This is a genomic window from Streptomyces rhizoryzae, from assembly GCF_023155275.1.
Lineage (GTDB): Bacteria > Actinomycetota > Actinomycetes > Streptomycetales > Streptomycetaceae > Streptomyces > Streptomyces rhizoryzae.
Genome location: NZ_JALMUV010000010.1, coordinates 67,282 through 91,805, shown reverse-complemented (window position 1 = coordinate 91,805; position 24,524 = coordinate 67,282). Strand labels below are relative to the sequence as shown.

Annotated in this window: 19 protein-coding genes; 5 read left to right on the top strand and 14 right to left on the bottom strand. The window is 73.2% G+C overall.

Features of this window, described 5'->3' with window-relative positions; all coding sequences use genetic code 11:
* Window positions 1–16 precede the first annotated feature (16 nt).
* The 3 genes from MUU72_RS11230 (at window position 17) to rarD (ending at window position 4,267) form a co-directional block, all read left to right on the top strand.
* Complete coding sequence (locus tag MUU72_RS11230) at window positions 17–1,969, top strand: 2-oxoacid:acceptor oxidoreductase subunit alpha (RefSeq protein WP_248013046.1); 1,953 nt, start codon at window positions 17–19, stop codon at window positions 1,967–1,969.
* Complete coding sequence (locus MUU72_RS11225) at window positions 1,962–3,050, top strand: 2-oxoacid:ferredoxin oxidoreductase subunit beta (protein WP_248013045.1); 1,089 nt, start codon at window positions 1,962–1,964, stop codon at window positions 3,048–3,050. Before MUU72_RS11230 ends, MUU72_RS11225 begins: the two co-directional genes overlap by 8 nt.
* A 299-nt stretch (window positions 3,051–3,349) precedes the next feature.
* Window positions 3,350–4,267, top strand: a complete 918-nt coding sequence (gene rarD, locus MUU72_RS11220) for an EamA family transporter RarD (protein WP_372503076.1) — start codon at window positions 3,350–3,352, stop codon at window positions 4,265–4,267.
* Here the strand turns inward: rarD and MUU72_RS11215 are convergent.
* The 4 genes from MUU72_RS11215 to MUU72_RS11200 form a co-directional block, all read right to left on the bottom strand.
* Complete coding sequence (locus MUU72_RS11215) at window positions 4,257–5,156, bottom strand: ABC transporter permease (RefSeq protein ID WP_248013043.1); 900 nt, start codon at window positions 5,154–5,156, stop codon at window positions 4,257–4,259. The genes rarD and MUU72_RS11215 overlap by 11 nt on opposite strands.
* On the bottom strand, window positions 5,143–6,156 hold the full coding sequence (locus tag MUU72_RS11210; protein ID WP_248013042.1) for an ABC transporter ATP-binding protein: 1,014 nt from the start codon (window positions 6,154–6,156) through the stop codon (window positions 5,143–5,145). Before MUU72_RS11210 ends, MUU72_RS11215 begins: the two co-directional genes overlap by 14 nt.
* Window positions 6,157–6,288: 132 nt before the next feature.
* Window positions 6,289–7,563, bottom strand: a complete 1,275-nt coding sequence (locus MUU72_RS11205; protein WP_248013041.1) for a LolA family protein — start codon at window positions 7,561–7,563, stop codon at window positions 6,289–6,291.
* Between the two features lie 294 nt (window positions 7,564–7,857).
* Entirely contained in the window at window positions 7,858–8,871 is a 1,014-nt protein-coding gene (locus MUU72_RS11200; protein WP_248013040.1) for a polyprenyl synthetase family protein, read from the bottom strand.
* A gap of 610 nt (window positions 8,872–9,481) precedes the next feature.
* Here MUU72_RS11200 and fahA point away from each other — a divergent pair.
* Entirely contained in the window at window positions 9,482–10,711 is a 1,230-nt protein-coding gene (fahA, locus tag MUU72_RS11195; protein ID WP_248013039.1) for a fumarylacetoacetase, read from the top strand.
* A 67-nt stretch (window positions 10,712–10,778) separates the two neighbouring features.
* Complete coding sequence (locus tag MUU72_RS11190) at window positions 10,779–11,270, top strand: hypothetical protein (RefSeq protein ID WP_248013038.1); 492 nt, start codon at window positions 10,779–10,781, stop codon at window positions 11,268–11,270.
* Between the two features lie 76 nt (window positions 11,271–11,346).
* Here the strand turns inward: MUU72_RS11190 and nuoN are convergent, their stop codons facing one another.
* Genes nuoN through nuoE form a run of 10 tightly spaced genes read right to left on the bottom strand, consistent with a single transcriptional unit; the run spans window position 11,347 to window position 24,509 of the window.
* Window positions 11,347–12,999: an NADH-quinone oxidoreductase subunit NuoN gene (nuoN, locus tag MUU72_RS11185; RefSeq protein ID WP_248013037.1), complete on the bottom strand. Its 1,653-nt coding sequence runs from the start codon at window positions 12,997–12,999 to the stop codon at window positions 11,347–11,349.
* Window positions 12,996–14,663 carry an NADH-quinone oxidoreductase subunit M gene (locus MUU72_RS11180; RefSeq protein WP_248013036.1) on the bottom strand — a complete coding sequence of 556 codons (1,668 nt, stop codon included), beginning with the start codon at window positions 14,661–14,663 and terminating at the stop codon, window positions 12,996–12,998. The genes nuoN and MUU72_RS11180 overlap by 4 nt, the downstream gene beginning before the upstream one ends.
* Window positions 14,664–14,666: 3 nt before the next feature.
* On the bottom strand, window positions 14,667–16,613 hold the full coding sequence (gene nuoL, locus MUU72_RS11175) for an NADH-quinone oxidoreductase subunit L (protein WP_248013035.1): 1,947 nt from the start codon (window positions 16,611–16,613) through the stop codon (window positions 14,667–14,669).
* A 13-nt stretch (window positions 16,614–16,626) separates the two neighbouring features.
* Entirely contained in the window at window positions 16,627–16,926 is a 300-nt protein-coding gene (gene nuoK / locus MUU72_RS11170) for an NADH-quinone oxidoreductase subunit NuoK (protein ID WP_016573026.1), read from the bottom strand.
* Window positions 16,923–17,786, bottom strand: coding sequence for an NADH-quinone oxidoreductase subunit J (locus tag MUU72_RS11165; protein WP_248013034.1), 864 nt, complete (start codon window positions 17,784–17,786; stop codon window positions 16,923–16,925). The genes nuoK and MUU72_RS11165 overlap by 4 nt, the downstream gene beginning before the upstream one ends.
* On the bottom strand, window positions 17,783–18,433 hold the full coding sequence (nuoI, locus tag MUU72_RS11160) for an NADH-quinone oxidoreductase subunit NuoI (RefSeq protein ID WP_282503943.1): 651 nt from the start codon (window positions 18,431–18,433) through the stop codon (window positions 17,783–17,785). The genes MUU72_RS11165 and nuoI overlap by 4 nt, the downstream gene beginning before the upstream one ends.
* Window positions 18,399–19,784, bottom strand: coding sequence for an NADH-quinone oxidoreductase subunit NuoH (gene nuoH, locus MUU72_RS11155; protein WP_248013032.1), 1,386 nt, complete (start codon window positions 19,782–19,784; stop codon window positions 18,399–18,401). The genes nuoI and nuoH overlap by 35 nt, the downstream gene beginning before the upstream one ends.
* Window positions 19,781–22,285 carry an NADH-quinone oxidoreductase subunit G gene (locus tag MUU72_RS11150; RefSeq protein WP_248013031.1) on the bottom strand — a complete coding sequence of 835 codons (2,505 nt, stop codon included), beginning with the start codon at window positions 22,283–22,285 and terminating at the stop codon, window positions 19,781–19,783. The genes nuoH and MUU72_RS11150 overlap by 4 nt, the downstream gene beginning before the upstream one ends.
* Window positions 22,282–23,664 carry an NADH-quinone oxidoreductase subunit NuoF gene (gene nuoF, locus MUU72_RS11145; protein ID WP_248013030.1) on the bottom strand — a complete coding sequence of 461 codons (1,383 nt, stop codon included), beginning with the start codon at window positions 23,662–23,664 and terminating at the stop codon, window positions 22,282–22,284. Before nuoF ends, MUU72_RS11150 begins: the two co-directional genes overlap by 4 nt.
* The gene (gene nuoE, locus MUU72_RS11140; RefSeq protein ID WP_282503954.1) at window positions 23,664–24,509 is read right to left on the bottom strand and encodes an NADH-quinone oxidoreductase subunit NuoE; all 846 of its coding nucleotides are present in this window, start codon (window positions 24,507–24,509) and stop codon (window positions 23,664–23,666) included. The genes nuoF and nuoE overlap by 1 nt, the downstream gene beginning before the upstream one ends.
* Window positions 24,510–24,524: the final 15 nt, after the last annotated feature.

The window sequence follows — 24,524 nt, the reverse complement described above, 5'->3', positions numbered from 1 at the left end:
AGGGAGGTCCGAAGCAGTGACCAGCCAGGTCAGTAGCACAGCCGAGCAGGCCGACGGAGCGCTTGTCGGGGAACAGCGCACGTCCGGTGACGGCGGCCCGGGCAAGGAAGTCCGGCGCCTGGACCGGGTGATCATCCGGTTCGCCGGCGACTCCGGTGACGGTATGCAGCTCACCGGTGACCGTTTCACCTCCGAGACGGCGTCGTTCGGCAACGACCTGTCCACGCTCCCGAACTTCCCCGCCGAGATCCGGGCCCCCGCCGGGACCCTGCCGGGCGTCTCCAGCTTCCAGCTGCACTTCGCCGACCACGACATCCTCACCCCCGGCGACGCGCCGAACGTCCTGGTGGCGATGAACCCGGCCGCGCTGAAGGCCAACATCGGCGACGTCCCGCGCGGCGCGGAGATCATCGTCAACACCGACGAGTTCACCAAGCGCCCGATGGCCAAGGTCGGCTACGAGACCAACCCGCTGGAGGACGGCTCGCTGGCGGCGTACCACGTGCACCCGGTGCCGCTGACCACGCTGACCATCGAGGCACTCAAGGACTTCGGGCTCTCCCGCAAGGAGGCCGAGCGCAGCAAGAACATGTTCGCGCTGGGCCTGCTGTCGTGGATGTACCACCGGCCGACCGAGGGCACCGAGTCGTTCCTGCGGGCCAAGTTCGCCAAGAAGCCGGAGATCGCCGAGGCGAACGTCACCGCCTTCCGGGCCGGCTGGAACTTCGGCGAGACCACCGAGGACTTCGCCACCTCCTACGAGGTCGCCCCGGCCACCACGGCGTTCCCGACCGGCACGTACCGCAACATCTCCGGCAACCTCGCGCTGTCCTACGGCCTGGTCGCCGCCGCCCGCCAGGCCGATCTGCCGCTGTACCTCGGCTCGTACCCGATCACCCCGGCCTCCGACATCCTGCACGAGCTGTCCAAGCACAAGAACTTCGGCGTGCGGACGTTCCAGGCGGAGGACGAGATCGCGGGCATCGGCGCGGCGCTCGGCGCGGCGTTCGGCGGCTCCCTGGCCGTCACCACCACCTCCGGGCCCGGTGTGGCGCTGAAGTCCGAGACCATCGGCCTCGCGGTCAGCCTGGAACTCCCGCTGCTGGTCGTGGACATCCAGCGCGGCGGCCCCTCCACCGGCCTGCCCACCAAGACCGAGCAGGCCGACCTGCTCCAGGCGATGTACGGGCGCAACGGCGAGGCACCCGTGCCGATCGTGGCGCCCAGAACGCCCGCCGACTGCTTCGACGCGGCGCTGGACGCGGCCCGGATCGCGCTCACCTACCGCACCCCGGTCTTCCTGCTCTCCGACGGCTACCTGGCCAACGGCTCGGAGCCCTGGCGGATCCCCGAGGTCGACGAACTCCCCGACCTGCGCGTGCAGTTCGCCACCGGCCCCAACCACGAGCTGGCGGACGGCACCGAGGTGTTCCGGCCCTACAAGCGCGACCCGGAGACCCTGGCCCGCCCCTGGGCCGTCCCCGGCACGCCCGGCCTGGAGCACCGCATCGGCGGCATCGAGAAGCAGGACGGCACCGGCAACATCTCCTACGACCCGGCCAACCACGACTTCATGGTGCGCACCCGCCAGGCCAAGGTGGACGGCATCACCGTCCCCGACATCGAGGTCGACGACCCGCTGGACGGCAGCGGCCGCGGCGCGCGCACCCTCGTCCTCGGCTGGGGCTCCACCTACGGGCCGATCACCGCGGCGGTCCGGCGCGTACGGGGCGCGGGCGAGCGCGTCGCCCAGGCGCACCTGCGCCACCTCAACCCCTTCCCGGGGAATCTCGGCGAGGTCCTGCGGCGTTACGACAGGGTGGTGGTGCCGGAGATGAACCTCGGCCAGCTCGCCACCCTGCTGCGCGCGAAGTACCTCGTCGACGCACGCTCGCACACCCAGGTCAGCGGGATGCCGTTCAAGGCCGAGCAGCTCGCGGAGGTCCTTAAGGAGGCCATCAATGACTGAGGCGGTGACGTCCTCCCCGATCGAGGCGCTCTCCCTGGTGCCCAAGGCCGCGGCGAAGCAGTCCATGAAGGACTTCAAGTCCGACCAGGAAGTCCGCTGGTGCCCCGGCTGCGGTGACTACGCGGTGCTCGCGGCCGTCCAGGGCTTCATGCCGGAGCTGGGCCTGGCCAAGGAGAACATCGTCTTCGTCTCCGGCATCGGCTGCTCCTCCCGCTTCCCGTACTACATGAACACCTACGGGATGCACTCCATCCACGGCCGCGCCCCGGCCATCGCCACCGGCCTCGCCTCCTCGCGCCAGGACCTGTCGGTCTGGGTCGTCACCGGTGACGGCGACGCGCTCTCCATCGGCGGCAACCACCTCATCCACGCCCTGCGCCGCAACGTCAACCTCAAGATCCTGCTGTTCAACAACCGGATCTACGGGCTGACCAAGGGCCAGTACAGCCCCACCTCCGAGGTCGGCAAGATCACCAAGTCCACGCCGATGGGCTCGCTGGACGCGCCGTTCAACCCGGTCTCGCTGGCGCTCGGCGCCGAGGCGACCTTCGTGGCCCGGACCGTGGACTCCGACCGCAAGCACCTGACGTCGGTGCTGCGGGCGGCCGCCGCCCACCCGGGCGCGGCGCTGGTGGAGATCTACCAGAACTGCAACATCTTCAACGACGGCGCCTTCGAGGTCCTCAAGGACAAGGAGCAGGCCCAGGAGGCGGTGATCCGGCTGGAGCACGGGCAGCCGATCCGGTTCGGCAGCCTGGCTCCGGACGGCTTCGGCTCCAAGGGCGTGGTCCGCGACCCGGCCACCGGCGACCTCAAGGTCATCGACGTCACCGAGGAGGGCACCGGCGGCGTCCTGGTGCACGACGCGCACACCCCCTCCCCCACCACGGCCTTCGCCCTGTCCCGGCTCGCCGACCCCGACACCCTGCACCACACCCCGATCGGGGTGCTGCGGGACGTGCGGCGGCCGGTCTACGACACGCTGATGGCCGAGCAGCTGGACACCGCCGTCGAGCAGAAGGGCAAGGGCGACCTGGCCGCCCTGCTGGCCGGCAACGACACCTGGACGGTGGTCGGCTAGCCGCCGGGCCCGTCCCCGCCGCGGGTGTCCGCGGAGCGCCGCACGGCGTTCCCGCGGGCACCCGCGGCGCGTTTGCGCCTCGCGCGCCGCGGGCCGCGGCGCGGCGCGCGCCCTTCTGCGGGCGGCCCGGCCCGGTGGCCCGGCCCGGCCCGTCAGGACCGTCCCTCGCGACGGACATGACAAGCCGGGGCGGCGGCGCTACCTTGCACAGGATCGACCCCGCACCGCAGGAGGCCCCCTTGCCGCCGTCCCGAACCGACCAGCGCACCGGCCTCGCGTACGGCCTCGCCGCCTACACCATGTGGGGCCTGCTGCCGCTCTACTGGCACCTGCTGGACGCCACCGCACCGGCCGAGATCCTGGCCCACCGGATGCTGTGGTCGCTGCCGGTCGCCCTGGTCATCCTGGCGGTGCTGCGCCGCTGGGGCTGGATCCGCCCGCTGCTGCGGCAGCCCCGCCGGCTCGCACTGGTCCTGGTCTGCGCCCTGGTGATCTCGCTGAACTGGTTCCTCTACATCTGGGCGGTCAACGCCGGGCACGTCCTCGAAGCCTCCCTCGGCTACTTCATCAACCCGCTGGTGAGCATCGCGTTCGGGGTCCTGGTGCTGCGCGAGCGGCTGCGTCCGCTCCAGTGGGCCGCGGTCGGTGTCGGCGCCGCGGCCGTGGTGGTGATGACCGCCGCCTACGGCCGGATGCCGTGGATCGCGCTCGGCCTCGCGCTGTCCTTCGCCACGTACGGGCTGGTCAAGAAGGGCATCAAGCTGGACGGCATCGAGGGCTTCAGCGCCGAGACCGCCCTCCAGGCGCTGCCCGCCCTGGGCTACCTGGTCTATCTGGGCGTCCGCGGCGAGTCGGCGTTCGCCACCGGCGGGCCGGGGCAGGCGGTGCTGCTCGCGGCGTGCGGGGTCGCCACCGCCGTGCCGTTGATCTGCTTCGGCGTGTCCGCGGTGCGGCTGCCGCTGACCACGATCGGGATGCTCCAGTACCTGGCGCCGACCTTCCAGTTCCTGCTGGGGCTGACGGTCTTCCACGAGCGGATGCCGGCCGAGCGCTGGGCCGGCTTCGCGCTGGTGTGGGCGGCGCTGGCCGTCCTGACCTGGGACGCGCTGCGCACCGCCCGGCGCGGGCGGGCCGAACTGGCCGCCGCCGGGGCCCGGGCGGGCGAGGCGGCCGCGGCCGGCGCGGCCCGCGCGGCGCGCGGCCGCGTCAGGCCGTGATGTCGCGGGTGGTGAAGCGCGCCCAGGCCGCCGAGCCGCACACCGCCGCGTAGACCGCCTGGAGGCCGAGGTTCTGCGCCATGCCGTCCCAGTAGACGGGCTGCCGCAGCAGATCGGCGAAGGACAGCCAGTGGTGCGGGAAGAGATACGGCCCCAGCGCCTGGAGCTGGGGTATGCCGTCCAGGATCTGCGCGGTGATCACCAGGCCGACGGTGGTGGCCATCGCGGCGATCCCGCTGTCGGTGAGCGTGGAGACGAACAGCCCGAGGGCCGCCACGCCCAGCAGCGAGAGCGCCACCACGGCCGCGACCGCCAGCGCCCGCAGCAGTCCCGCGCCCAGCGGCAGCGTGCTGCCGTCCAGCAGCGTGATCCGGCCCAGCGGGAACAGCACCGCGCCGGTGGCCAGCGCCGAGAGTGCCACCGCCAGCGTGCCGGCCAGGCAGAACACCGCCACCGCGGCGAACTTGGCGACCAGCAGCCGGGTGCGGCCGGCCGGGGCGACGAGGAGGTAGCGCAGCGTCCCGGTGTGCGCCTCACCGGCCACCGCGTCACCGGCGATCACCCCGACGGCCATCGGCAGGAAGACCGGCAGCGTCACCGCGAGCGCGGTGAAGACCAGGAAGAGGCCGTTGCCGGCGATCTGGGCGAGGAACGCCGGGCCCCGGCCGTCCGCACCGCCGCCCGCCCGACCGCTCTGGATCCGGACGGCGATCCCGACCAGGACCGGGACCGCCGCCAGCACCGCCAGCAGCACCCGGGTGCGCCACCGCCGGAAGGTGAGCGCGATCTCGCTGCGCACCAGCCCCGCCGGCCACCGCGGCCCGCCGGCCACCGCCGGCCCCGCCGCTGCGGCCGCCGCTGCGGTCGGCCCGGCCTCAGCCCGCGACATCGAATCCCTCCCCGGTGAGCCGGACGAACGCGTCCTCCAGCGAGGCCCGTTCGGTGCCGAAGGCCCGGACCCGGACCCCGGCGCGGACCAGCGCGGCGTTCAGCTCCGCCACGTCCGGCGGCGGCGCGCCCTCCGGCGGCGCCAGCTCCCCGGTGACGTGCTCACCGTCGGCCCGCAGCCCGGTCAGACCGTGCTCCGCCAGCACCCGCAGCGCCTCGCCCGGGTCGGGGGTGGCCACCGCCAGCCGGCCGCGGCCGCCCGGGCCGAACACCGCGTCGGTGAGCCCGGCCACCGGCCCTTGCGTCACCAGCCGGCCCCGGGCCATCACCGCGGCGTGCGTGCAGACCTGCTCGATCTCGTCGAGGAGGTGGGAGGAGAGGAAGACCGTGGTGCCGTCGGCGGCCAGCTCCCGCACCAGGGCGCGGATCTCCCGCATGCCCTGCGGGTCCAGGCCGTTGGTCGGCTCGTCCAGCACCAGCAGGGCGCGCGGCTGGAGCAGCGCGGCGGCCAGGCCCAGCCGCTGCTTCATGCCGAGGGAGTAGCTGCGGGCCTTCTTCCCGGCCGCGGCGGCCAGCCCGACCCGCTCCAGCGCCCGGCCGACCCGCGCGGTACGGGTCCGGGGGTCGGCGGCCGGGTCGGCGGCGTCGAACCGCCGGAGGTTGTCCCGGCCGCTGAGGAAGCCGTAGAGCGCCGGGCCCTCGATGAGCGCGCCGACCGCAGGCAGCACCTGCCGGGCCGCGCCCGGCATCGGCCGGCCGAGCACCCGGGCGGTGCCGGCGGTCGGCTCGATCAGGCCCATCAGCATGCGGATGGTGGTGGTCTTGCCGGAGCCGTTGGGGCCGAGGAAGCCGAAGACGCTGCCGCGCGGCACGGCGAGGTCGAGCCCGTCCACGGCCGGCCGGCCGCCGCGGTACACCTTGGTCAGGCCCCGGGTCTCGATGACCCGGTCCTCCTCGCCCGGCGCCGCGCGCCCCGGCTCCGCGGCGGGTGGTGCGGGCATGTCTCCCCCAACTCCTCGGCGTACGGCGGCCCCGCGGGGCCCGGCCGGGCCGGTGGCGGCGGCGTCCGCGGGCCGCGCCGCCCCCGCTGGGGGAGGCGCGGCGCGGCCCCGGCCGCTCCCGGCCCGTGCCCGTTACTTCTTCGCGGCGTCGGCCGCGGCTATCAGGGCCTGCTGGTCGACGGCGCCGACGTAGACCGTGCCGTCGTCGGTCAGCAGGGCGTTGACCAGGCGGGTGCTGAAGACGTGCCCGGAGCCGAACGCGCCGCTGACCTTGGTGCCCAGGCTGTCCAGGAACTTCCCGGCGTCGCCCTTGGCGAGCTGGCCCTTGTCGTGGGAGCCGCCGGTGCCCTTGAGCGTGGCGATGGACGTCCAGCCCTTGCCGATCACCTCGAACCCGCCGGTGCCCTTCCCGCCGGTGCCCTTGGGCGCGGTGCGGTCCCGGAAGCCGGGGACGTCCTTGCCGTGCGCGCGGCCGGCCTTCTCCAGGGCCTGGTCGCCGTTGACGACCTTGGCGCCCTTGGGCGGGGTGAAGGCGAAGCTGTCCGCGGCCGGGGCGGCGAAGTCGACGCGGGTGAAGCCGACGTCGATCGCGGCCGGGCCGCCGCCCTTGGGGGTGAGGGTGAACTTCAGCGGGGCGCCGTTGGCGGCGTCCACGGCGATCCGGACCGAGCCGACCGTGGAGCCCTTCTGCCGCGGCGCGATGACGAGCTGGTAGGCGTCCCGGCCGGCGACCTTGGCGGTGTCGCCGACGGTGACCGAGGTGGTGTCCCCGGCCGCTTCCAGGGCCTTCTTCGCCAGCTCCTGCGGGGTGGCGCCCGCCAGGTCCCCGGGGACGTCCCGGGGCGCGTGGCGGCCGCCGTGGCCGGCCTCGCGCGGGGCGGTGCGGTGCACCGCGGTGTTGCTGCCGCTGTCGTACGCCCAGACGTCCGCGCCGTTGTGGACGAGGGTGTAGTCGCCGGCGGTGCCCACCAGCGACACCCGCTGCTTGCCGGGGCCGTCGGCGGCGATCCGCAGGGTGTGCGTACCGGACGCCAGCTCGGTGAGCTTGGCCTGCGGCGACGCGGCGGCACCGGCGCCGCCGGCGCCCTTGCCGCCGTCCCCGCCGAACGCCCCGCCGGGGACGCCGGCGCCGCCGGGCAGGGCCGGCAGGCCGAGGTCGGCGGTGACCTTGACCGTGCCGGACAGCTGCTGGACGTCGGACTTGGCGATCTTGGCTATCAGCTCCTGGGCGGAGATCTTCGGCAGGTCCGGGGAACCGGACCCGGCGAACGCCGGGACCAGCCCGACCGTCGCCGCCGCCACCCCCGCCACCGCGACCGGTACGGCGTACCGCACCGCCTTGCGGCGCCGCGTGGCGCGCCCCCCGTCCCGCTCGTCGGTGACCTCGGTCGGTTCGTTCCGTGGCATCTGGCCTACCTCCGTCGTGTGCGGCGGGCTTGCGTCGTCCACTCGTCCACCCGCCGGGCCGCACCGGCCCGCCCCGCCGCTTCGTGGTGTACCCATCCCACCAAAAACCACGGCGCCCGGCGTCAACCCGCAGGGCCAACTCCGCGTACTGCTGAGGGATGACAGCGGCCCGCGGCGGGGCGCACCGCGTACGCCCCGGGTCGCACGGCCCGGCGGGGATGCCGTAGGGGATGCCGTAGGGGATGCCTCAGAGGGAGGCGGGGACGGCCCGCGCACGGGCCGCCGGGGGGCCGCTCAGCCCGCCCGGTGCACCACCGTGTCGCAGAGCCCCTCCAGGGCCGCCTTCGCCGTGCACTGCGGCAGCGGCGCCAGCGCGGCGCGGGCGTCCTCGGCGTACCGGATGGTGTCGCGGCGGGCCTGCTCCAGGGCCGGGTGGGCGCGCAGCCCGGCCAGCGCCTCGGCGTGCCGGGCGTCGTCGGTGAGGTCGCCGGCCAGCAGCTCGCACAGCGCGCGGTCCTCGGCGGTGCCGGCGCTGCTCTCGGCGAGCGCCCGCAGCCGCAGCACCGGCAGCGTCGGGATGCCCTCGCGCAGGTCCGTCCCGGGCGTCTTGCCCGACTCGTGGCTGTCGCTGGCGATGTCCAGGACGTCGTCGGCCAGCTGGAAGGCGGTGCCGAGCCGTTCGCCGTACTGGGTGAGGATGTTGACGACCGACTCGTCGGCGCCGGCCATCATCGCGCCCATGCGGCCGGCGACCGCGATCAGCGAACCGGTCTTGCCGGCGATGACGTCCAGGTAGTGGTCGACCGGGTCCCGGCCGTCGCGCGGACCGGCGGTCTCCAGGATCTGGCCGGTCACCAGGCGCTCGAACGCCTCGGCCTGGATCCGGACCGCCTCCGGGCCGAGGTCGGCCAGGATGTGCGAGGCGCGGGAGAAGAGGAAGTCGCCGGTGAGCACCGCGACGGAGTTGCCCCAGCGGGCGTTGGCGCTGGCCACCCCGCGGCGCACCTCGGCCTCGTCCATCACGTCGTCGTGGTAGAGCGTCGCCAGGTGCGTCAGCTCCACGACGACGGCCGAGGGGACCACACCGGGGCTGTGCGGGTCGCCGAACTGCGCGGCGAGCATCCCCAGCAGCGGCCGGAACCGCTTGCCGCCGGCGCGCACCAGATGCTGCGCGGCCTCGGTGATGAACGGCACGTCGCTCTTGGTGGCCTCCAGCAGGCCCTCCTCGACAGCCGCCAATCCGGCCTGGACATCGGCTTCCAGAGCCTGGTCCCGCACGCTCAGCCCAATGGGCCCGACGACGGTCACGAGGGGTACTCCTGTCTGCTGACGATCAAACGGAATGTCGATCTGTCGCTGTCTCCACCATTGGCCAGCGTATCCGGTCACGGTTGGATCACCGCGAGCGCCCGCCCCCGAACCACTCGGCCAGCGCGGAAGCCGTCCCGAGGGTACGTTCCCGGGCGCCGTCCGGCGCGGGTTTTCGGCGCGAGGGCTGGGATAGAAGGGGCGTGAGGTACCTCAAGTGCCTCTGCTGTCACAGGGGTGACCCAGGGTCCGCGGACCGCGCGGGCCGTTCCGGCGGGCCCCGCCGTGCTCCCCGTTCACCCTCTCCGGTACGGAACGGAGGCGGAAAATCCCCTTCCAGCGCCCCGACCGGTGCCCCGCCCACGCCGGCCCGGCGTCCGGCGCACCCGCCCACCGCCCGGCCGCCGCCCGGCACCTCCCGCCCGCCCCCAGCCCCCGCACCGCCCGGAACTCCCCTCCCCCGCGCCCGGAATCCGTCGCTCCGCCCCCGGAACCGCCCCGTTGATCGCCACCGGCCGTACCCTGAGCGGCGGACCCACCGGCCCCGGCGCACCCACCGCGGGCCGGGCCGGCCGCCCACCGGCGACGACGAACGCGAGGAGCAGTGTCCATGCCCGAGCACAGCCCGTTCGACCTGCCCGAAGGCGACCCCTTCGGCCCGCACACCCTCCCCTACGGCGTCTTCAGCACCGCCACCGAGCCCGGCGAACGCCGGCTCGGCGTCCGCTACGGCCGCCACGTCCTGGACCTGGCCGCCCTCCCGGACGCCCTGCCCGGCCTCGTCCCCGCCGCGCACACCGCGCTGCTCACCGCCCCCACCCTCAACCCCCTGATGGCCGCCGGCCGCCCCGCCTGGCAGGACGTCAGGGCGGCCGTCCGCACCGCGCTGACCGACCCCGCGCACCGCACCGCGGTCACCGGGCTGCTGCGCCCGCTGGACGAGGTCACCCTGCACCTGCCGTTCGAGGTCGCCGACTACGTCGACTTCTACTCCAGCGAGCACCACGCCACCAACGCCGGCCGGATCTTCCGCCCCGACGGCGCCGCCCTGCCGCCCAACTGGAAGCACCTGCCGATCGGTTACCACGGCCGGGCCGGCACCGTCGTGGTCTCCGGCACCCCGGTGGTCCGGCCGCACGGCCAGCTCAAGGCCCCCGACGCCCCCGCCCCGGCCTTCGGCCCGTCCGCCCGCCTGGACATCGAGGCCGAGGTCGGCTTCGTCGTCGGCACGCCCTCCGCGCTGCACGCCCCGGTGGGCCTGGCCGCCTTCCGCGACCACGTCTTCGGCGTCTGCCTGGTCAACGACTGGTCCGCGCGCGACATCCAGGCGTGGGAGTACGTGCCGCTCGGCCCGTTCCTCGGCAAGTCCTTCGCCACCTCCGTCTCCGCCTGGATCACCCCGCTGGACGCCTTCGACGCGGCCCGCACCGCGCCGCCCGCCCGGGACGTGCCGCCGCTGCCGTACCTGGACGACTCCGCCGCCGAGCCCGGCGGCCTGGACCTGCGCATCGAGGTGCGGCTCAACGGGGAGGTGCTCTCCCGCCCGCCGTTCGCCGCGATGTACTGGACGGCCGCCCAGCAGCTGGCCCACCTGACCGTCAACGGCGCCTCGCTGCGCACCGGCGACCTCTACGCCTCCGGCACCGTCTCCGGCCCGGAACCGGACCAGCTCGGCTGCCTGCTGGAGCTCACCCGCGGCAAGGGCCCCTACCTCCAGGACGGCGACGAGGTCACCCTCACCGCCTGGGCGCCCGGCCCGGACGGCGCCCGGGTCGGCCTGGGCGAGGTCACCGGCCGGGTCCTGCCCGCCCGCGGCCTGCCCGCCGCCGGGCCCGCGTAACGGCCCCCGGCCGCCCCGGCCCGCTGCTAGCCTCACGTCTCCCTGTCCCACAACGGAGGAGACGTACGTGCGCAAGGCAGTGCAGTTCGCCGGGGCGGCCGCCGTCGCCGCACTGCTGCTCAGCGGCTGCGGCAGCAGCGGCGACAGCGGCAAGGACGGCGGTGCCACCCCGGGCAAGTCCCCCGGGAGCGCCCCGGCGACCCCGGGCGGCGGCGACGGCAAGGCCGCCGACCCCACCGCCGTGGAGGGCGCCTGGAAGGGCGGCTCGGCCACCGACCCGCTGGTCCTCGTCGTCGCCAAGGGCACCGTCGCGTTCAGCAACGGCCACAAGGCCGCCTGCATGGGCACCGTGCAGAAGATGGCCGGCACGTCCATGGCCGTCCTCAAGTGCACCGACGGAGACACCACCCGCACCATGGGCACCCTCAAGCCCGGCGCGGACGGCAAGACCCTGACCGTCGACTGGAAGAACGGCCCGACCGAGAAGTACACCCGCAGCGGCGACGCCGGCGGCAAGCTCCCGGACCTGCCGCAGCTGCCGGACATGCCCAAGAGCTGACCGCGCACCGCGCACAACGGCCGCCGCCCGGCGCCCCCTTCGGAGCACCGGACGGCGGCCGCGCCTGCCTCGCGGCTCAGCGGATGAAGATCCCCGCGTGCCCCGCCAGATCGAGGAAGTACTGCGGCGCCACCCCCAGCACCAGGGTGGCCGCGACCCCGACCGCGATGGCGGTGGACGTCAGGACGCTGGGGACCGCCACCGTCGGGCCGTCCGCCTTCGGCTCGCTGAAGAACATCAGCACGATCACCCGGATGTAGAAGAACGCGGCGATCGCCGAGGAGATCACACCGACCACCACCAGCCAGCCCCCGCCGCTCTCCGCCGCCGCCTTGAACACCGCGAACTTCCCGGCGAACCCGGACGTCAGCGGAATGCCCGCGAAGGCCAGCAGGAACACCGCGAAGACCGCCGCCAGCAGCGGCGAACGGCGCCCCAGCCCGGCCCACTTCGACAGGTGGGTGGCCTCTCCGCCGGCGTCCCGGACCAGCGTCACCACGGCGAACGCGCCGAGCGTGACGAAGGAGTACGCCGCCAGGTAGAACAGCACCGACGAGATGCCGTCCGCGCTGGCGGCGATGGCACCGGCGAGGATGAACCCGGCGTGCGCGATCGAGGAGTAGGCCAGCAGCCGCTTGATGTCGGTCTGGGTGATGGCCAGTACCGCGCCGCCCAGCATCGTCAGGATCGCCACGCCCCACATCACCGGCCGCCAGTCCCAGCGCATCCCCGGCAGGACGACGTACAGCAGCCGCAGCAGCGCGCCGAACGCGGCGACCTTGGTGGCGGCCGCCATGAAACCCGTCACCGGCGTCGGCGCGCCCTGGTAGACGTCCGGCGTCCACATGTGGAACGGCACCGCGCCGACCTTGAACAGCAGCCCCATCAGCACCAGCGCCCCGCCGATCAGCAGCAGCGCGTCATTGCCCATGGTGCCGGCCAGCGCCGGGTCGACCTGCCGGGCGCCGTCCGAGATCACCTCGGCGATACCGGCGTACGTCACGGTGCCCGCGTAGCCGTACAGCAGGGCCACGCCGAACAGCAGGAACGCCGAGGAGAACGCGCCGAGCAGGAAGTACTTCACCGCCGACTCCTGGGAGAGCAGCCGCTGGCGGCGGGCCAGTGCGCACAGGACGTACAGCGGGAGGGAGAAGACCTCCAGGGCGACGAAGAGGGTCAGCAGGTCGTTGGCGGCCGGGAAGACCAGCATGCCGCCGACCGCGAACAGCAGCACCGGGAAGACCTCGGTGGTGGCGAAGCCGGCCTTCTCCGCGGCCCGTTCGGCCTCGCCGCCGGGGATCGCGGCGGGCTGCGGCGCGAACGCGTCGCCCGGCCTGCCGTGCGCCGCCGGGTCCAGCCGGCGCTCGGCGAAGGTGAACACCGCGATCAGCGACACCAGCAGGATCGTGCCCTGGAGGAACAGCGCCGGGCCGTCCACCGCGATCGCGCCCATCGCGGCCAGATGCGCCTTCGACGAGCCGAAGCCGCCCGCCGCCAGCCCGATCACCGCGGCGAACGCGGCGGCCAGCGCCACCACCGACAGCAGCAGCTGGCTGTAGTAGCGGCTGCGGCGCGGCAGGAACGCCTCGATCAGGATGCCCACCACGGCCGCACCGAGGACGATCAGCGTCGGCGCCAGCTGGGCGTACTCGATCTTCGGGGCGGGGATCCTGCCCGGCACCCCGGCCGCCACCGTCCACAGGCTGTGGACACTTGCCACGGCACTCACTTCGCGGCCTCCACGTCTTGGGTCTGCGCGGTCCGGCCGGGCCCGCCGCCACCGGGCCCGGCGGTCACCGGCACGCTCGGCTGGGGGTCCTTCCGGTCCACCACGGACAGGGTGTGCTGCACCGCCGGATTGACGAGGTCGGTGAGCGGCTTGGGGTAGACCCCCAGGAACAGCAGCAGCGCGATCAGCGGCGCGACCACCACCAGCTCTCGCACCCTGAGGTCCGGCATCGTCTTGACCTCGGGCTTCACCGGCCCGGTCATCGTCCGCTGGTAGAGCACCAGGACGTACAGCGCGGCCAGCACGATGCCGGTGGTGGCGATGATCCCGATCACCGGATAGCGGCTGAACGTGCCGACCAGCACCAGGAATTCACTGACGAACGGGGCCAGCCCGGGCAGCGACAGGGTCGCCAGCCCCCCGATGAGGAAGGTGCCGGCGAGGACCGGCGCGACCTTCTGGACGCCGCCGAAGTCCGCGATCAGACGGGATCCGCGGCGGCTGATCAGGAAGCCGGCCACCAGCATCAGCGCGGCGGTGGAGATGCCGTGGTTGACCATGTAGAGCGTCGCGCCGCCCTGGCCCTGGGACGTCATCGCGAAGATGCCCAGGATGATGAAGCCGAAGTGGGAGATCGAGGCGTAGGCGATCAGCCGCTTGATGTCCCGCTGGCCGACCGCCAGCAGCGCGCCGTAGACGATGCTGATCAGCGCGAGCACCAGGATGACCGGGGCGGCCCACCGGCTGGCCTCCGGGAAGAGCTGGAGGCAGAACCGCAGCATCGCGAAGGTGCCGACCTTGTCGACGACCGCGGTGATCAGCACCGCGACCGGGGAGGTCGCCTCGCCCATGGCGTTGGGCAGCCAGGTGTGCAGCGGCCACAGCGGCGCCTTCACCGCGAACGCGAAGAAGAAGCCGAGGAAGAGCAGCCGCTCGGTGCCGGTGCCCAGCTGGAGCGCGCCGGACGCCCGGGCCCGCACGATCTCCGGGAGCGAGAAGGTGCCGGCGCCCAGCTGGTGGGCGGTGGCGGCGTACAGCCCGATCACCGCGGCCAGCATGATCAGGCCGCCGGCGAGGTTGTAGAGCAGGAACTTCACCGCGGCGTACGACCGCTGGGCGGCGGCCTGCTGCTCACCGCGGCCGCCGGCCCGGTCCCCGAAGCCGCCGATGAGGAAGTACATCGGGATCAGCATGGCTTCGAAGAAGAGGTAGAAGAGGAAGACGTCGGTGGCCTCGAAGGAGAGCACCACCATCGCCTCGACGGCCAGGACCAGCGCGAAGAAGCCCTGGGTGGGCCGCCAGCGGCGGTTGGGCTCGGCGCCTTCCAGGGGGTCGGCGTCGTGCCAGCCGGCCAGGATGACGAACGGGACCAGCAGCGCGGTCAGCGCGATCAGGGCGACCGCGATGCCGTCCACGCCGAGGTCGTAGCGGACCCCGAAGTCCCGGATCCAGGCGTGCGATTCGGTGAGCTGGAACGGGCCCTTGGCCCCCGGGTCGAAGCGCGCCGCGATCAGCAGCGCCAGCGCCAGGGTGGCCAGCGAGAACACCAGCGCCAGCCACTTGGCGGCGGTGCGCCGGGCGGCGGGCACCGCGGCGGTGGCGACCGCCCCGATCGCCGGCAGCGCGGCGGTCGCCGTCAGCAGCGGGAAGGAAAAGGCTGACATGGCTCAGACACCCCTCATCAGCAGGGTCGCGGCGACGAGAACGGCGGCCCCGCCCAGCATCTGGACCGCGTAGGAGCGGACGAAGCCGGTCTGCAACCGCCGCAGCCGGCCGGAGAGTCCGCCCATCGCGGCCGCCGTGCCGTTGACCGCGCCGTCCACCAGGGAGTGGTCGAGATAGACCAGCGTGCGCGTCAGGTGCTCCCCGCCGCGCACCAGGACGACGTGGTTGAAGTCGTCCTGGAGGAGATCGCGCCGGGCGGCCCGGGTCAGCAGCGAACCGCGCGGGGCGGTGGCCGGGACGGGCCGGCGGCCGTACATCAGCCACGCGAGGCCGACGCCGATCACCAGCACCACCATCGTGGCGGCGGTGACCACCCCGGCGCTCACCGGGGAGTGGCCGTGGGAGAACGAGGTGACCGGCTCCAGCCAGCCCACGAAGGCGTCGCCGATGCTGAACAGCCCGCCCGCGAAGACCGAGCCGACCGCCAGCACGATCATCGGGACCGTCATGACCTTCGGCGACTCGTGCGGATGCGGCGGGGCGTACTCACCGCGGGTCTCGGCGGCCGGTTCGGCCGAGGGACGGTCCGGGGAGGGGGTGGGGGCGTTCCGCCAGCGCTCCTCGCCGAAGAAGGTCATCAGCATCACCCGCGTCATGTAGAACGCGGTGATCGCGGCGCCCAGCAGGGCCGTGCCGCCCAGGATCCAGCCCTCGGTGCCGCCGCGGGCGAACGCCGCCTCGATGATCTTGTCCTTGGAGAAGAAGCCGGACAGCCCCGGGAAGCCGATGATGGCCAGATAGCCCAGGCCGAAGGTGACGAAGGTGACCGGCATGTACTTCCGCAGGCCGCCGTAGCGCCGCATGTCCACCTCGTCGTTCATCCCGTGCATCACGGAACCCGCGCCGAGGAAGAGGCCGGCCTTGAAGAAGCCGTGGGTGACCAGGTGCATGATCGCGAAGGCGTAGCCGACCGGGCCCAGGCCGGCGGCCAGGACCATGTAGCCGATCTGCGACATCGTCGAACCGGCCAGCGCCTTCTTGATGTCGTCCTTGGCGCAACCGACGATCGCACCGAACAGCAGCGTGACCGCGCCGACCGCGACCACCGCGGTCTGCGCGTCCGGCGCGGCGTTGAAGAGCGCCCCGGAGCGGGTGATCAGATACACCCCGGCGGTGACCATGGTGGCGGCGTGGATCAGCGCCGACACCGGCGTCGGGCCCTCCATCGCGTCCCCGAGCCAGGACTGCAGCGGCACCTGCGCGGACTTGCCGCAGGCGGCCAGCAGCAGCATCAGCCCGATCGCGGTCAGCTTCCCCTCGGAGGTCTGGCCGGTCGCGGCCAGCACCGGCCCGAAGGCGAACGTCCCGAACGTCGTGAACATCAGCATGATCGCGATCGACAGGCCCATGTCGCCGACGCGGTTGACCAGGAACGCCTTCTTCGCGGCGGTGGCCGCGCTGGGCTTGTGCTGCCAGAAGCCGATGAGCAGGTACGAGGCGAGGCCGACGCCCTCCCAGCCGACGTACAGCAGCACATAGTTGTCGGCGAGGACCAGCAGCAGCATCGCCGCAAGGAAGAGGTTGAGGTAGCCGAAGAAGCGGCGGCGGCGCGCGTCGTGCTCCATGTAGCCGATCGAGTAGATGTGGATCAGCGACCCGACACCGGTGATCAGCAGCACGAAGGTCATCGACAACTGGTCGAGCTGGAAGGCCACATCGGCCCGGAAGCCGCCGACCGGGATCCAGCTGAACAGGTGCTGGTGCAGCGCCCGGTGGCCGGCGTCCCGGCCGAGCATGCCGGCGAAGAGCACCACCCCCACGGCGAACGAGGCCACCGCCAGCAGCGAGCCGATCCAGTGGCCGGCCCGGTCCAGCCGGGTGCCGCCGCACAGCAGCAGGGCCGCACCGACCAGCGGTGCCGCGACGAGCAGCGCGATCAAGTTCTCCACTTTGTGCGACCCCTTACAGCTTCATCAGGCTGGCGTCGTCGACCGAGGCCGAATGACGGGTGCGGAAGATCGACACGATGATGGCCAGGCCGACCACGACCTCCGCCGCGGCGACGACCATCGTGAAGAAGGCGATGATCTGGCCGTCGAGATTGCCGTGCATCCGCGAGAAGGTGACAAAGGCGAGGTTGCAGGCGTTCAGCATCAGCTCGATGCACATGAACACCACGATGGCGTTCCGCCTGATCAGCACGCCGGCCGCGCCGATGGTGAACAGCAGGGCGGCGAGGTAGAGGTAGTAGACCGGGTTCATTTCTGCGCGCCCTCCTTCGGCGCCGCCGGGCCGGGCCGCTCCGCGCCCCCGGAACCGGAACCGGAACCGGAACCGCGCCCCAGCCACTCCTGCGACCGCCGCTCCAGCGCCTTGAGGTCGGCCAGCGCCTGCCCGGAGACGTCCCGGACCTGGCCGCGCTCCCGCAGCGTCGGACTGACCGTCAGCTCCGAGGGCGTGCCGTCCGGCAGCAGACCGGGGATGTCGACGGCGTTGTGCCGGGCGTAGACACCGGGGGCGGGCAGCGGCGTGACCTGCTTGCCCTCGCGGATACGGGCCTGCGACCGCTCCCGCTGGGTCCGGGCGCGCTCGGTGCGCTCCCGGTGGGTGAGCACCATCGCACCCACCACCGCCGTGATCAGCAGCGCGCCGGTGAGCTCGAAGGCGAAGACGTACTTGGTGAAGATCAGCGCGGCCAGGCCCTGCACATTGCCGCCGGCGTTCGCGTCACCCAGGCCGTTGAACTGCTTGAGCGAGGCGTTGCCGATCCCGGCGATCAGCAGGATGCCGAAGCCGAGCCCCAGCCCGGCGGCGAGCCAGCGCTGCCCCTTGAGCGTCTCCTTCAGGGAGTCCGCCGCGGTGACGCCGACCAGCATCACCACGAACAGGAACAGCATCATGATCGCGCCGGTGTAGACCACGATCTGCACGATGCCGAGGAAGTACGCGCCGTTGGCCAGGTAGAAGACCGCCAGGACGATCATGGTCCCGGCGAGCGACAGGGCGCTGTGCACGGCCCGCTTCATCAGGATCGTGCACAGCGCACCGACCACGGCGACGATCCCCAGGATCCAGAACTGCACGGCCTCCCCCGAGGAGGCCGCGGCGGCCAGGGCCGTCATCGCCGCACCTCCTTCTCCGCGGCCTCCTGGGCCCGGCCCGCGTCCACCACGTCCGCCGGATCGGCGGGGCGCTCACCCCGGGAGACCGCGGTCTGCCGCACCGTCCCCGGCGCGGCCTCCGTCACCAGCCCGCTGTAGTAGTCCCGCTCCGTCATGCCGGGGAAGATCGCGTGCGGGGTGTCGACCATCCCCTCCGACAGGCCCACCAGCAGCTCCTCCTTGGTGTAGATCAGCGAGGCGCGGGAGCGGTCGGCGAGCTCGTACTCGTTGGTCATGGTCAGCGCGCGGGTCGGGCACGCCTCCACGCACAGGCCGCACAGGATGCAGCGGAGGTAGTTGATCTGGTACACGCGGCCGTACCGCTCGCCCGGGGAGTAGCGCTCCTCGTCGGTGTTGTCACCGCCCTCGACGTAGATCGCGTCCGCCGGACAGGCCCAGGCGCACAGCTCGCAGCCCACGCACTTCTCCAGCCCGTCCGGATGCCGGTTGAGCTGGTGGCGGCCGTGGAAACGCGGCGCCGTCGGCTTCTTCTCCTCCGGGTACTGCTCGGTCAGCCGCTTCTTGAACATGGCCTTGAAGGTCACGCCGAAGCCGGCCACCGGGTTCTGGAACTCAGGCACCGCCGTCCCCCTTCCCGTCGCGCTCATTACCGTCACTCACAGTGTCCACCCGGCCACTGACAATCAACTCGCCGTCCCGGCGGGGGCGCCGGCGCGGCACCGGCGGCAGCGACTGCCCCGGCAGCGGCGGAACGGGGAACCCGCCGGCCACCGGATCGAACGCGGCCCCGCCGTCCGCCCCCTCCTCCGGCTCCACCCGCCGGAAGAAGTCCACGACCAGCGAGATCAGCAGCAGCGCCACCGCACCGCCGCCCACGTACAGCACGATCCGGGAGAAGTCGTAGCCCTCGTTCTTCAGCGCCCGGACGGTGGCCACCAGCAGCAGCCACACCATCGAGACGGGGATGAGGACCTTCCAGCCCAGCCGCATCAACTGGTCGTAGCGGACCCGCGGCAGGGTGCCCCGCAGCCAGATGAAGAAGAACAGCAGCAGCTGCACCTTGAGGGTGAACCAGAGCATCGGCCACCAGCCGTGGTTCGCGCCCTCCCAGAACGTCGAGACCGGCCACGGCGCCCGCCAGCCGCCGAGGAAGAGGGTGACCGCGACCGACGAGACGGTGACCATGTTGACGTACTCGGCGAGCATGAACATCGCGAACTTGATGGACGAGTACTCGGTGTTGAAGCCGCCGACCAGGTCGCCCTCGGACTCCGGCATGTCGAACGGCGCGCGGTTGGTCTCCCCCACCATCGTCACGATGTAGATCAGGAACGACACCGGCAGCAGCAGCACGTACCACTTGTTCGCCTGCGACTCCACGATGGTGGACGTCGACATCGACCCGGAGTACAGGAACACCGACGCGAACGCCGCGCCCATCGCGATCTCGTACGAGATCATCTGCGCGCACGACCGCAACCCGCCCAGCAGCGGGTACGTCGACCCCGACGACCAGCCCGCCAGCACGATCCCGTAGATGCCGACCGAGGCCGTGGCGAGGATGTAGAGGACGCCGATCGGCAGGTCGGTGAGCTGCATCGGCGTGCGGTGCCCGAAGATCGAGATCTCGTTGCCCGCCGGACCGAACGGGATCACCGCGATCGCCATGAACGCCGGGATCGCCGCCACGATGGGCGCCAGGACGTAGACCGCCTTGTCGGCCCGCTTGACGACCAGGTCCTCCTTCAGCATCAGCTTGATGCCGTCGGCCAGGGACTGGAGCATCCCCCACGGGCCGTGCCGGTTCGGGCCGATCCGCAGCTGCATCCAGGCCACGACCTTGCGTTCCCAGACGATGGAGAACAGCACCGTCAGCATCAGGAACGCGAAGCAGAACACCGCCTTGATGACGACCAGCCACCACGGGTCGCGCCCGAACATCGACAGGTCCTCCTGGGCGGCCAGCGCCGCCACCGGGAAACCGGGATGCTGCATCATGCGTCCACCTCCTCGGCCGGCACCGGCGTACCGGGGACGGCGGAGACCTTCACCAGTTCACCGGGGTGCGCCCCGGTGTCGGCGGCGACGCCACCGCCTGCGGAGTTCAGCGGCAGCCACACCACCCGGTCGGGCATCGGCGTCACCTGGAGCGGCAGGCGCACCGCACCGGCCGGACCGGTGACCGCCAGCAGATCGCCGTCCTTGACGCCGGTCTCCTCGGCGGTGGCCGCCGACAGCCGGGCGACCGCCGCGTGCCGGGTGCCGGCCAGCGCCTCGTCACCCTCCTGGAGCAGCCCCTGGTCCAGCAGCAGCCGGTGCCCGGCGAGCACCGCCTCCCCGGCGCCCGGACGGGGCAGCGGCCGCCCCGCCTCCCGCGGTTCGGCGGCGTACGGGCCGCCCCAGCCGCCGAGGCCGTCCAGCTCGCGGCGGACCGCGCGCAGGTCCGGCAGCCCGAGGTCCGCGTCCATCGCGTCGGCCAGCATCTGGAGCACCCGGGCGTCCGGCGGCAGCTGCCGCCGGGTCATCTGGTCCGGCTTCAGCGCGGCCTCGAACGGCCGCGCCCGGCCCTCCCAGTTGAGGAACGTGCCGGCCTTCTCGGCCACCGCCGCGACCGGCAGCACCACATCGGCCCGCTCGGTCACGCGCGAGGGCCGCAGCTCCAGGCTCACCAGGAACCCCACCTCGTCCAGCGCCGCCAGCGCGCGCGCCGGATCCGGCAGATCGGCCACCTCCACGCCCGCCACCAGCAGGGCGCTCAGCTCCCCGGTCGCGGCCGCCTCGACGATCTGGCCGGTGTCCCGCCCGTGCCGGTGCGGCAGCGCGGCCACCCCCCAGGCCGCGGCGACCTCGTCCCGGGCCCGCGGATCGGTGGCCGGCCGCCCGCCGGGCAGCAGCCCCGGCAGCGCACCGGCCTCGACGGCACCGCGCTCACCGGCCCGCCGCGGGATCCACACCAGGCGGGCCCCGGTGGCGGCGGCGGCGCGCACCGCGGCGGTCAGCGCACCGGGCACCGCCGCCAGCCGCTCACCGACCACGATCACCGCGCCGTCCGCGCGCAGCGCCTCGGCGGCCGTCCGGCCCGCACCGTCCAGGCCCACCCCGCCGGCCAGCGCGTCCAGCCACTCCGTCTCCGTCCCCGGCGCCGCCGGCAGCAGCGTCCCGCCGGCCTTGACCAGCCCCCGGGTGGCGTGGCTCGCCAGCCCCCAGGTGCGCTGGCCCCGCTTGCGGTGCGCCTTGCGCAGCCGCAGGAAGACCCCGGGCGCCTCCTCCTCCGCCTCGATACCGGCCAGCAGCACCGCCGGCGCCTGCTCCAGCGCGGTGTACGTCACCCCGCCGCCGTCCAGGTCCCGGCCCCGCCCCGCGACCCGGGCGGCCAGGAAGTCGGCCTCCTCCGCACTGTGCGGCCGGGCCCGGAAGTCGATGTCGTTGGTGTGCAGCACGACCCGCGCGAACTTGGCGTAGGCGTACGCGTCCTCGACGGTCAGCCGCCCGCCGGTCAGCACCCCGGTGCGGCCCCGGGCCGCGGCCAGCCCGCGCGCCGCCGCGTCCAGCGCGGCCGGCCAGGACGCCGGCCGCAGTTCACCGGACTCCGCGTCGCGCACCAGCGGATGGGACAGCCGGTCCGGCAGCTGGGCGTACCGGAACGCGAACCGCCCCTTGTCGCAGATCCACTCCTCGTTGACCTCGGGGTCGTCCGCCGCCAGCCGCCGCAGCACCTTGCCCCGCCGGTGGTCCGTACGGGTCGCGCAGCCGCCCGCGCAGTGCTCGCACACCGACGGCGACGACACCAGGTCGAACGGACGGGACCGGAAGCGGTACGCCGCGGAGGTCAGCGCCCCCACCGGGCAGATCTGGATGGTGTTCCCGGAGAAGTACGACGCGAAGGGGTCGCCCTCACCGGTGCCGACCTGCTGGAGCGCGCCCCGCTCGACCAGCTCGATCATCGGGTCGCCGGCGATCTGGTTGCTGAACCGGGTGCACCGCGCGCACAGCACGCACCGCTCGCGGTCCAGCAGCACCTGCGTCGAGATCGGCACCGGCTTGGGGTAGGTGCGCTTCTTCCCCTCGAAGCGGGTGTCGGGGTCGCCGACCTGCATCGCCTGGTTCTGCAGCGGGCACTCGCCGCCCTTGTCGCAGACCGGGCAGTCCAGCGGGTGGTTGATCAGCAGCAGCTCCATCACCCCGCGCTGCGCCTTCTCCGCCACCGGCGAGGTCAGCTGGGTGCGCACCACCATCCCGTCGGTGCAGGTGATGGTGCAGGAGGCCATCGGCTTGCGCTGGCCCTCGACCTCCACGATGCACTGCCGGCAGGCACCCGCCGGGTCCAGCAGCGGATGGTCGCAGAAGCGCGGGATCTCGATGCCGAGGAGTTCGGCGGCCCGGATGACCAGCGTCCCCTTGGGGACGGAGATCTCGATGCCGTCGATCGTCAGGGTGACGAGGTCCTCCGGTGGCGGCGCCGCCGCGCCCCCGGTGGGGGCACTTGTCGCGATGGTCATGCGTTCACCCCCAGGTGAGCGTCGGTGCCGGCCCACAGGACCGACTTGGCGGGATCGAAGGGGCAGCCCCGGCCGGCGAGGTGCTCCTCGTACTCCGCGCGGAAGTACTTGAGCGAGGAGAAGATCGGCGAGGCGGCGCCGTCACCGAGGGCGCAGAAGGACTTGCCGTTGATGTTGTCGGCGATGTCGGCGAGCTTGTCGAGGTCGGCCGGCCGGCCCTTCCCGGCCTCGATGTCCCGCAGCAACTGCACCAGCCAGTACGTCCCTTCGCGGCACGGCGTGCACTTGCCGCAGGACTCGTGCGCGTAGAACTCCGTCCAGCGGGTGACCGCCCGCACCACGCAGGTGGTCTCGTCGAAGCACTGGAGCGCCTTGGTGCCGAGCATCGAACCGGCCGCGCCGACGCCCTCGTAGTCCAGCGGCACGTCGAGGTGCTCCTCGGTGAACATCGGCGTCGAGGACCCGCCGGGCGTCCAGAACTTCAGCCGGTGCCCCGGGCGCATCCCGCCGCTGACGTCCAGCAGCTGGCGCAGGGTGATGCCCAACGGCCCTTCGTACTGGCCGGGGTTGGCGACGTGGCCGCTGAGCGAGTACAGCGTGAAGCCCGGGGACTTCTCGCTGCCCATCGACCGGAACCACTCCTTGCCCTTGTGCAGGATCGCGGGAACCGACGCGATGGATTCGACGTTGTTCACCACAGTGGGGCAGGCGTAGAGGCCGGCCACGGCCGGGAAGGGGGGACGCAGGCGGGGCTGGCCGCGGCGGCCCTCCAGGGAGTCCAGCAGCGCGGTCTCCTCACCGCAGATGTACGCGCCGGCGCCGGCGTGCACGGTCACGGTCAGGTCCAGGCCGGAGCCGAGGACGTCCTTGCCGAGGAAGCCCGCCGCGTACGCCTCGCGCACGGCCTCGTGCAGCCGGCGCAGGACGGGCACGACCTCGCCGCGCAGGTAGATGAAGGCGTGGTTCGACCGGATCGCGTGGCAGGCGATCACGATGCCCTCCAGGAGGGCGTGCGGGTTGGCGAAGAGGAGCGGGATGTCCTTGCAGGTCCCGGGCTCCGACTCGTCGGCGTTGACCACGAGGTAGTGCGGTTTGCCGTCGCCCTGCGGGATGAACTGCCACTTCATGCCGGTGGGGAAGCCGGCGCCGCCGCGGCCGCGGAGCCCGGAGTCCTTGACGTAGGCGATGACGTCGTCCGGGTCCATGGCCAGGGCCTTGCGCGCGCCCTCGTAGCCCTCGTGCCGCAGATAGGTCGCCAGCGTCCAGGACTCCGGCTCGTCCCAGAAGGCGGAGAGCACCGGGGCGAGAATCTTCTCGGGGCTGGTGGCCCCGCCGGCGTGCGGCCGGGAGGCGCCGCCGAATTCGGCTGCCACGGTCATCACTCCCCCTCCTCGGCGGTAGGCCCGGCCGGGAAGTGCGGATCGGAGGCCGAGGTCTGCTGCGGCGCGTCGTGCGAGCTGGGGTGCCCGGGGGGCGCCTGTTCACCGGGGTGGCCGCTGGGCGGTTCCCCGGCGGGGGCGGCGGTCCGCGGCGCGATGACGTGGTCGGTGGTGGCACCGGGCGGGGCCTCGCCCCGGGCCAGGCGGAGCCCGACGAGGGAGGCGGGGCCGGCGCCCCCGGTGGCCGCGACGGCGCCGGGCCGCTCGTCGGGGAAGCCGGCGAGGATCCGGGCGGTCTCCCGGAAGGTGCACAGCGGGGCGCCGCGGGTGGGTTCGACCGCCCGCCCGGCCCGCAGGTCGTCGACGAGCTGCCGGGCCGAGCCGGGCGTCTGGTTGTCGAAGAACTCCCAGTTCACCATCACCACCGGTGCGAAGTCGCAGGCGGCGTTGCACTCGATGTGTTCGAGGGTGATCCGGCCGTCGTCGGTGGTCTCGCCGTTGCCGATGCCCAGGTGCTCCTGGAGCGAGGCGAAGATCGCGTCGCCGCCCATCACCGCGCACAGGGTGTTGGTGCACACCCCCACCTGGTAGTCGCCGCTCGGCCGGCGGCGGTACATGGTGTAGAAGGTGGCGACGGCGGTGACCTCGGCGGTGGTCAGCCCGAGCTGGTCGGCGCAGAAGCGGATGCCGGTGCGGGTGACGTGGCCCTCCTCGGCCTGCACGAGGTGCAGCAGCGGCAGCAGCGCCGAGCGGGAGTCGGGGTAGCGGGCGATCACCTCCCGGGCGTCCGCGGCGAGCCGTTCCGCGACCTCGGCCGGGTAGTCGGGGGCCGGGAGCCGGGGCATGCCCAGCGCAACGTC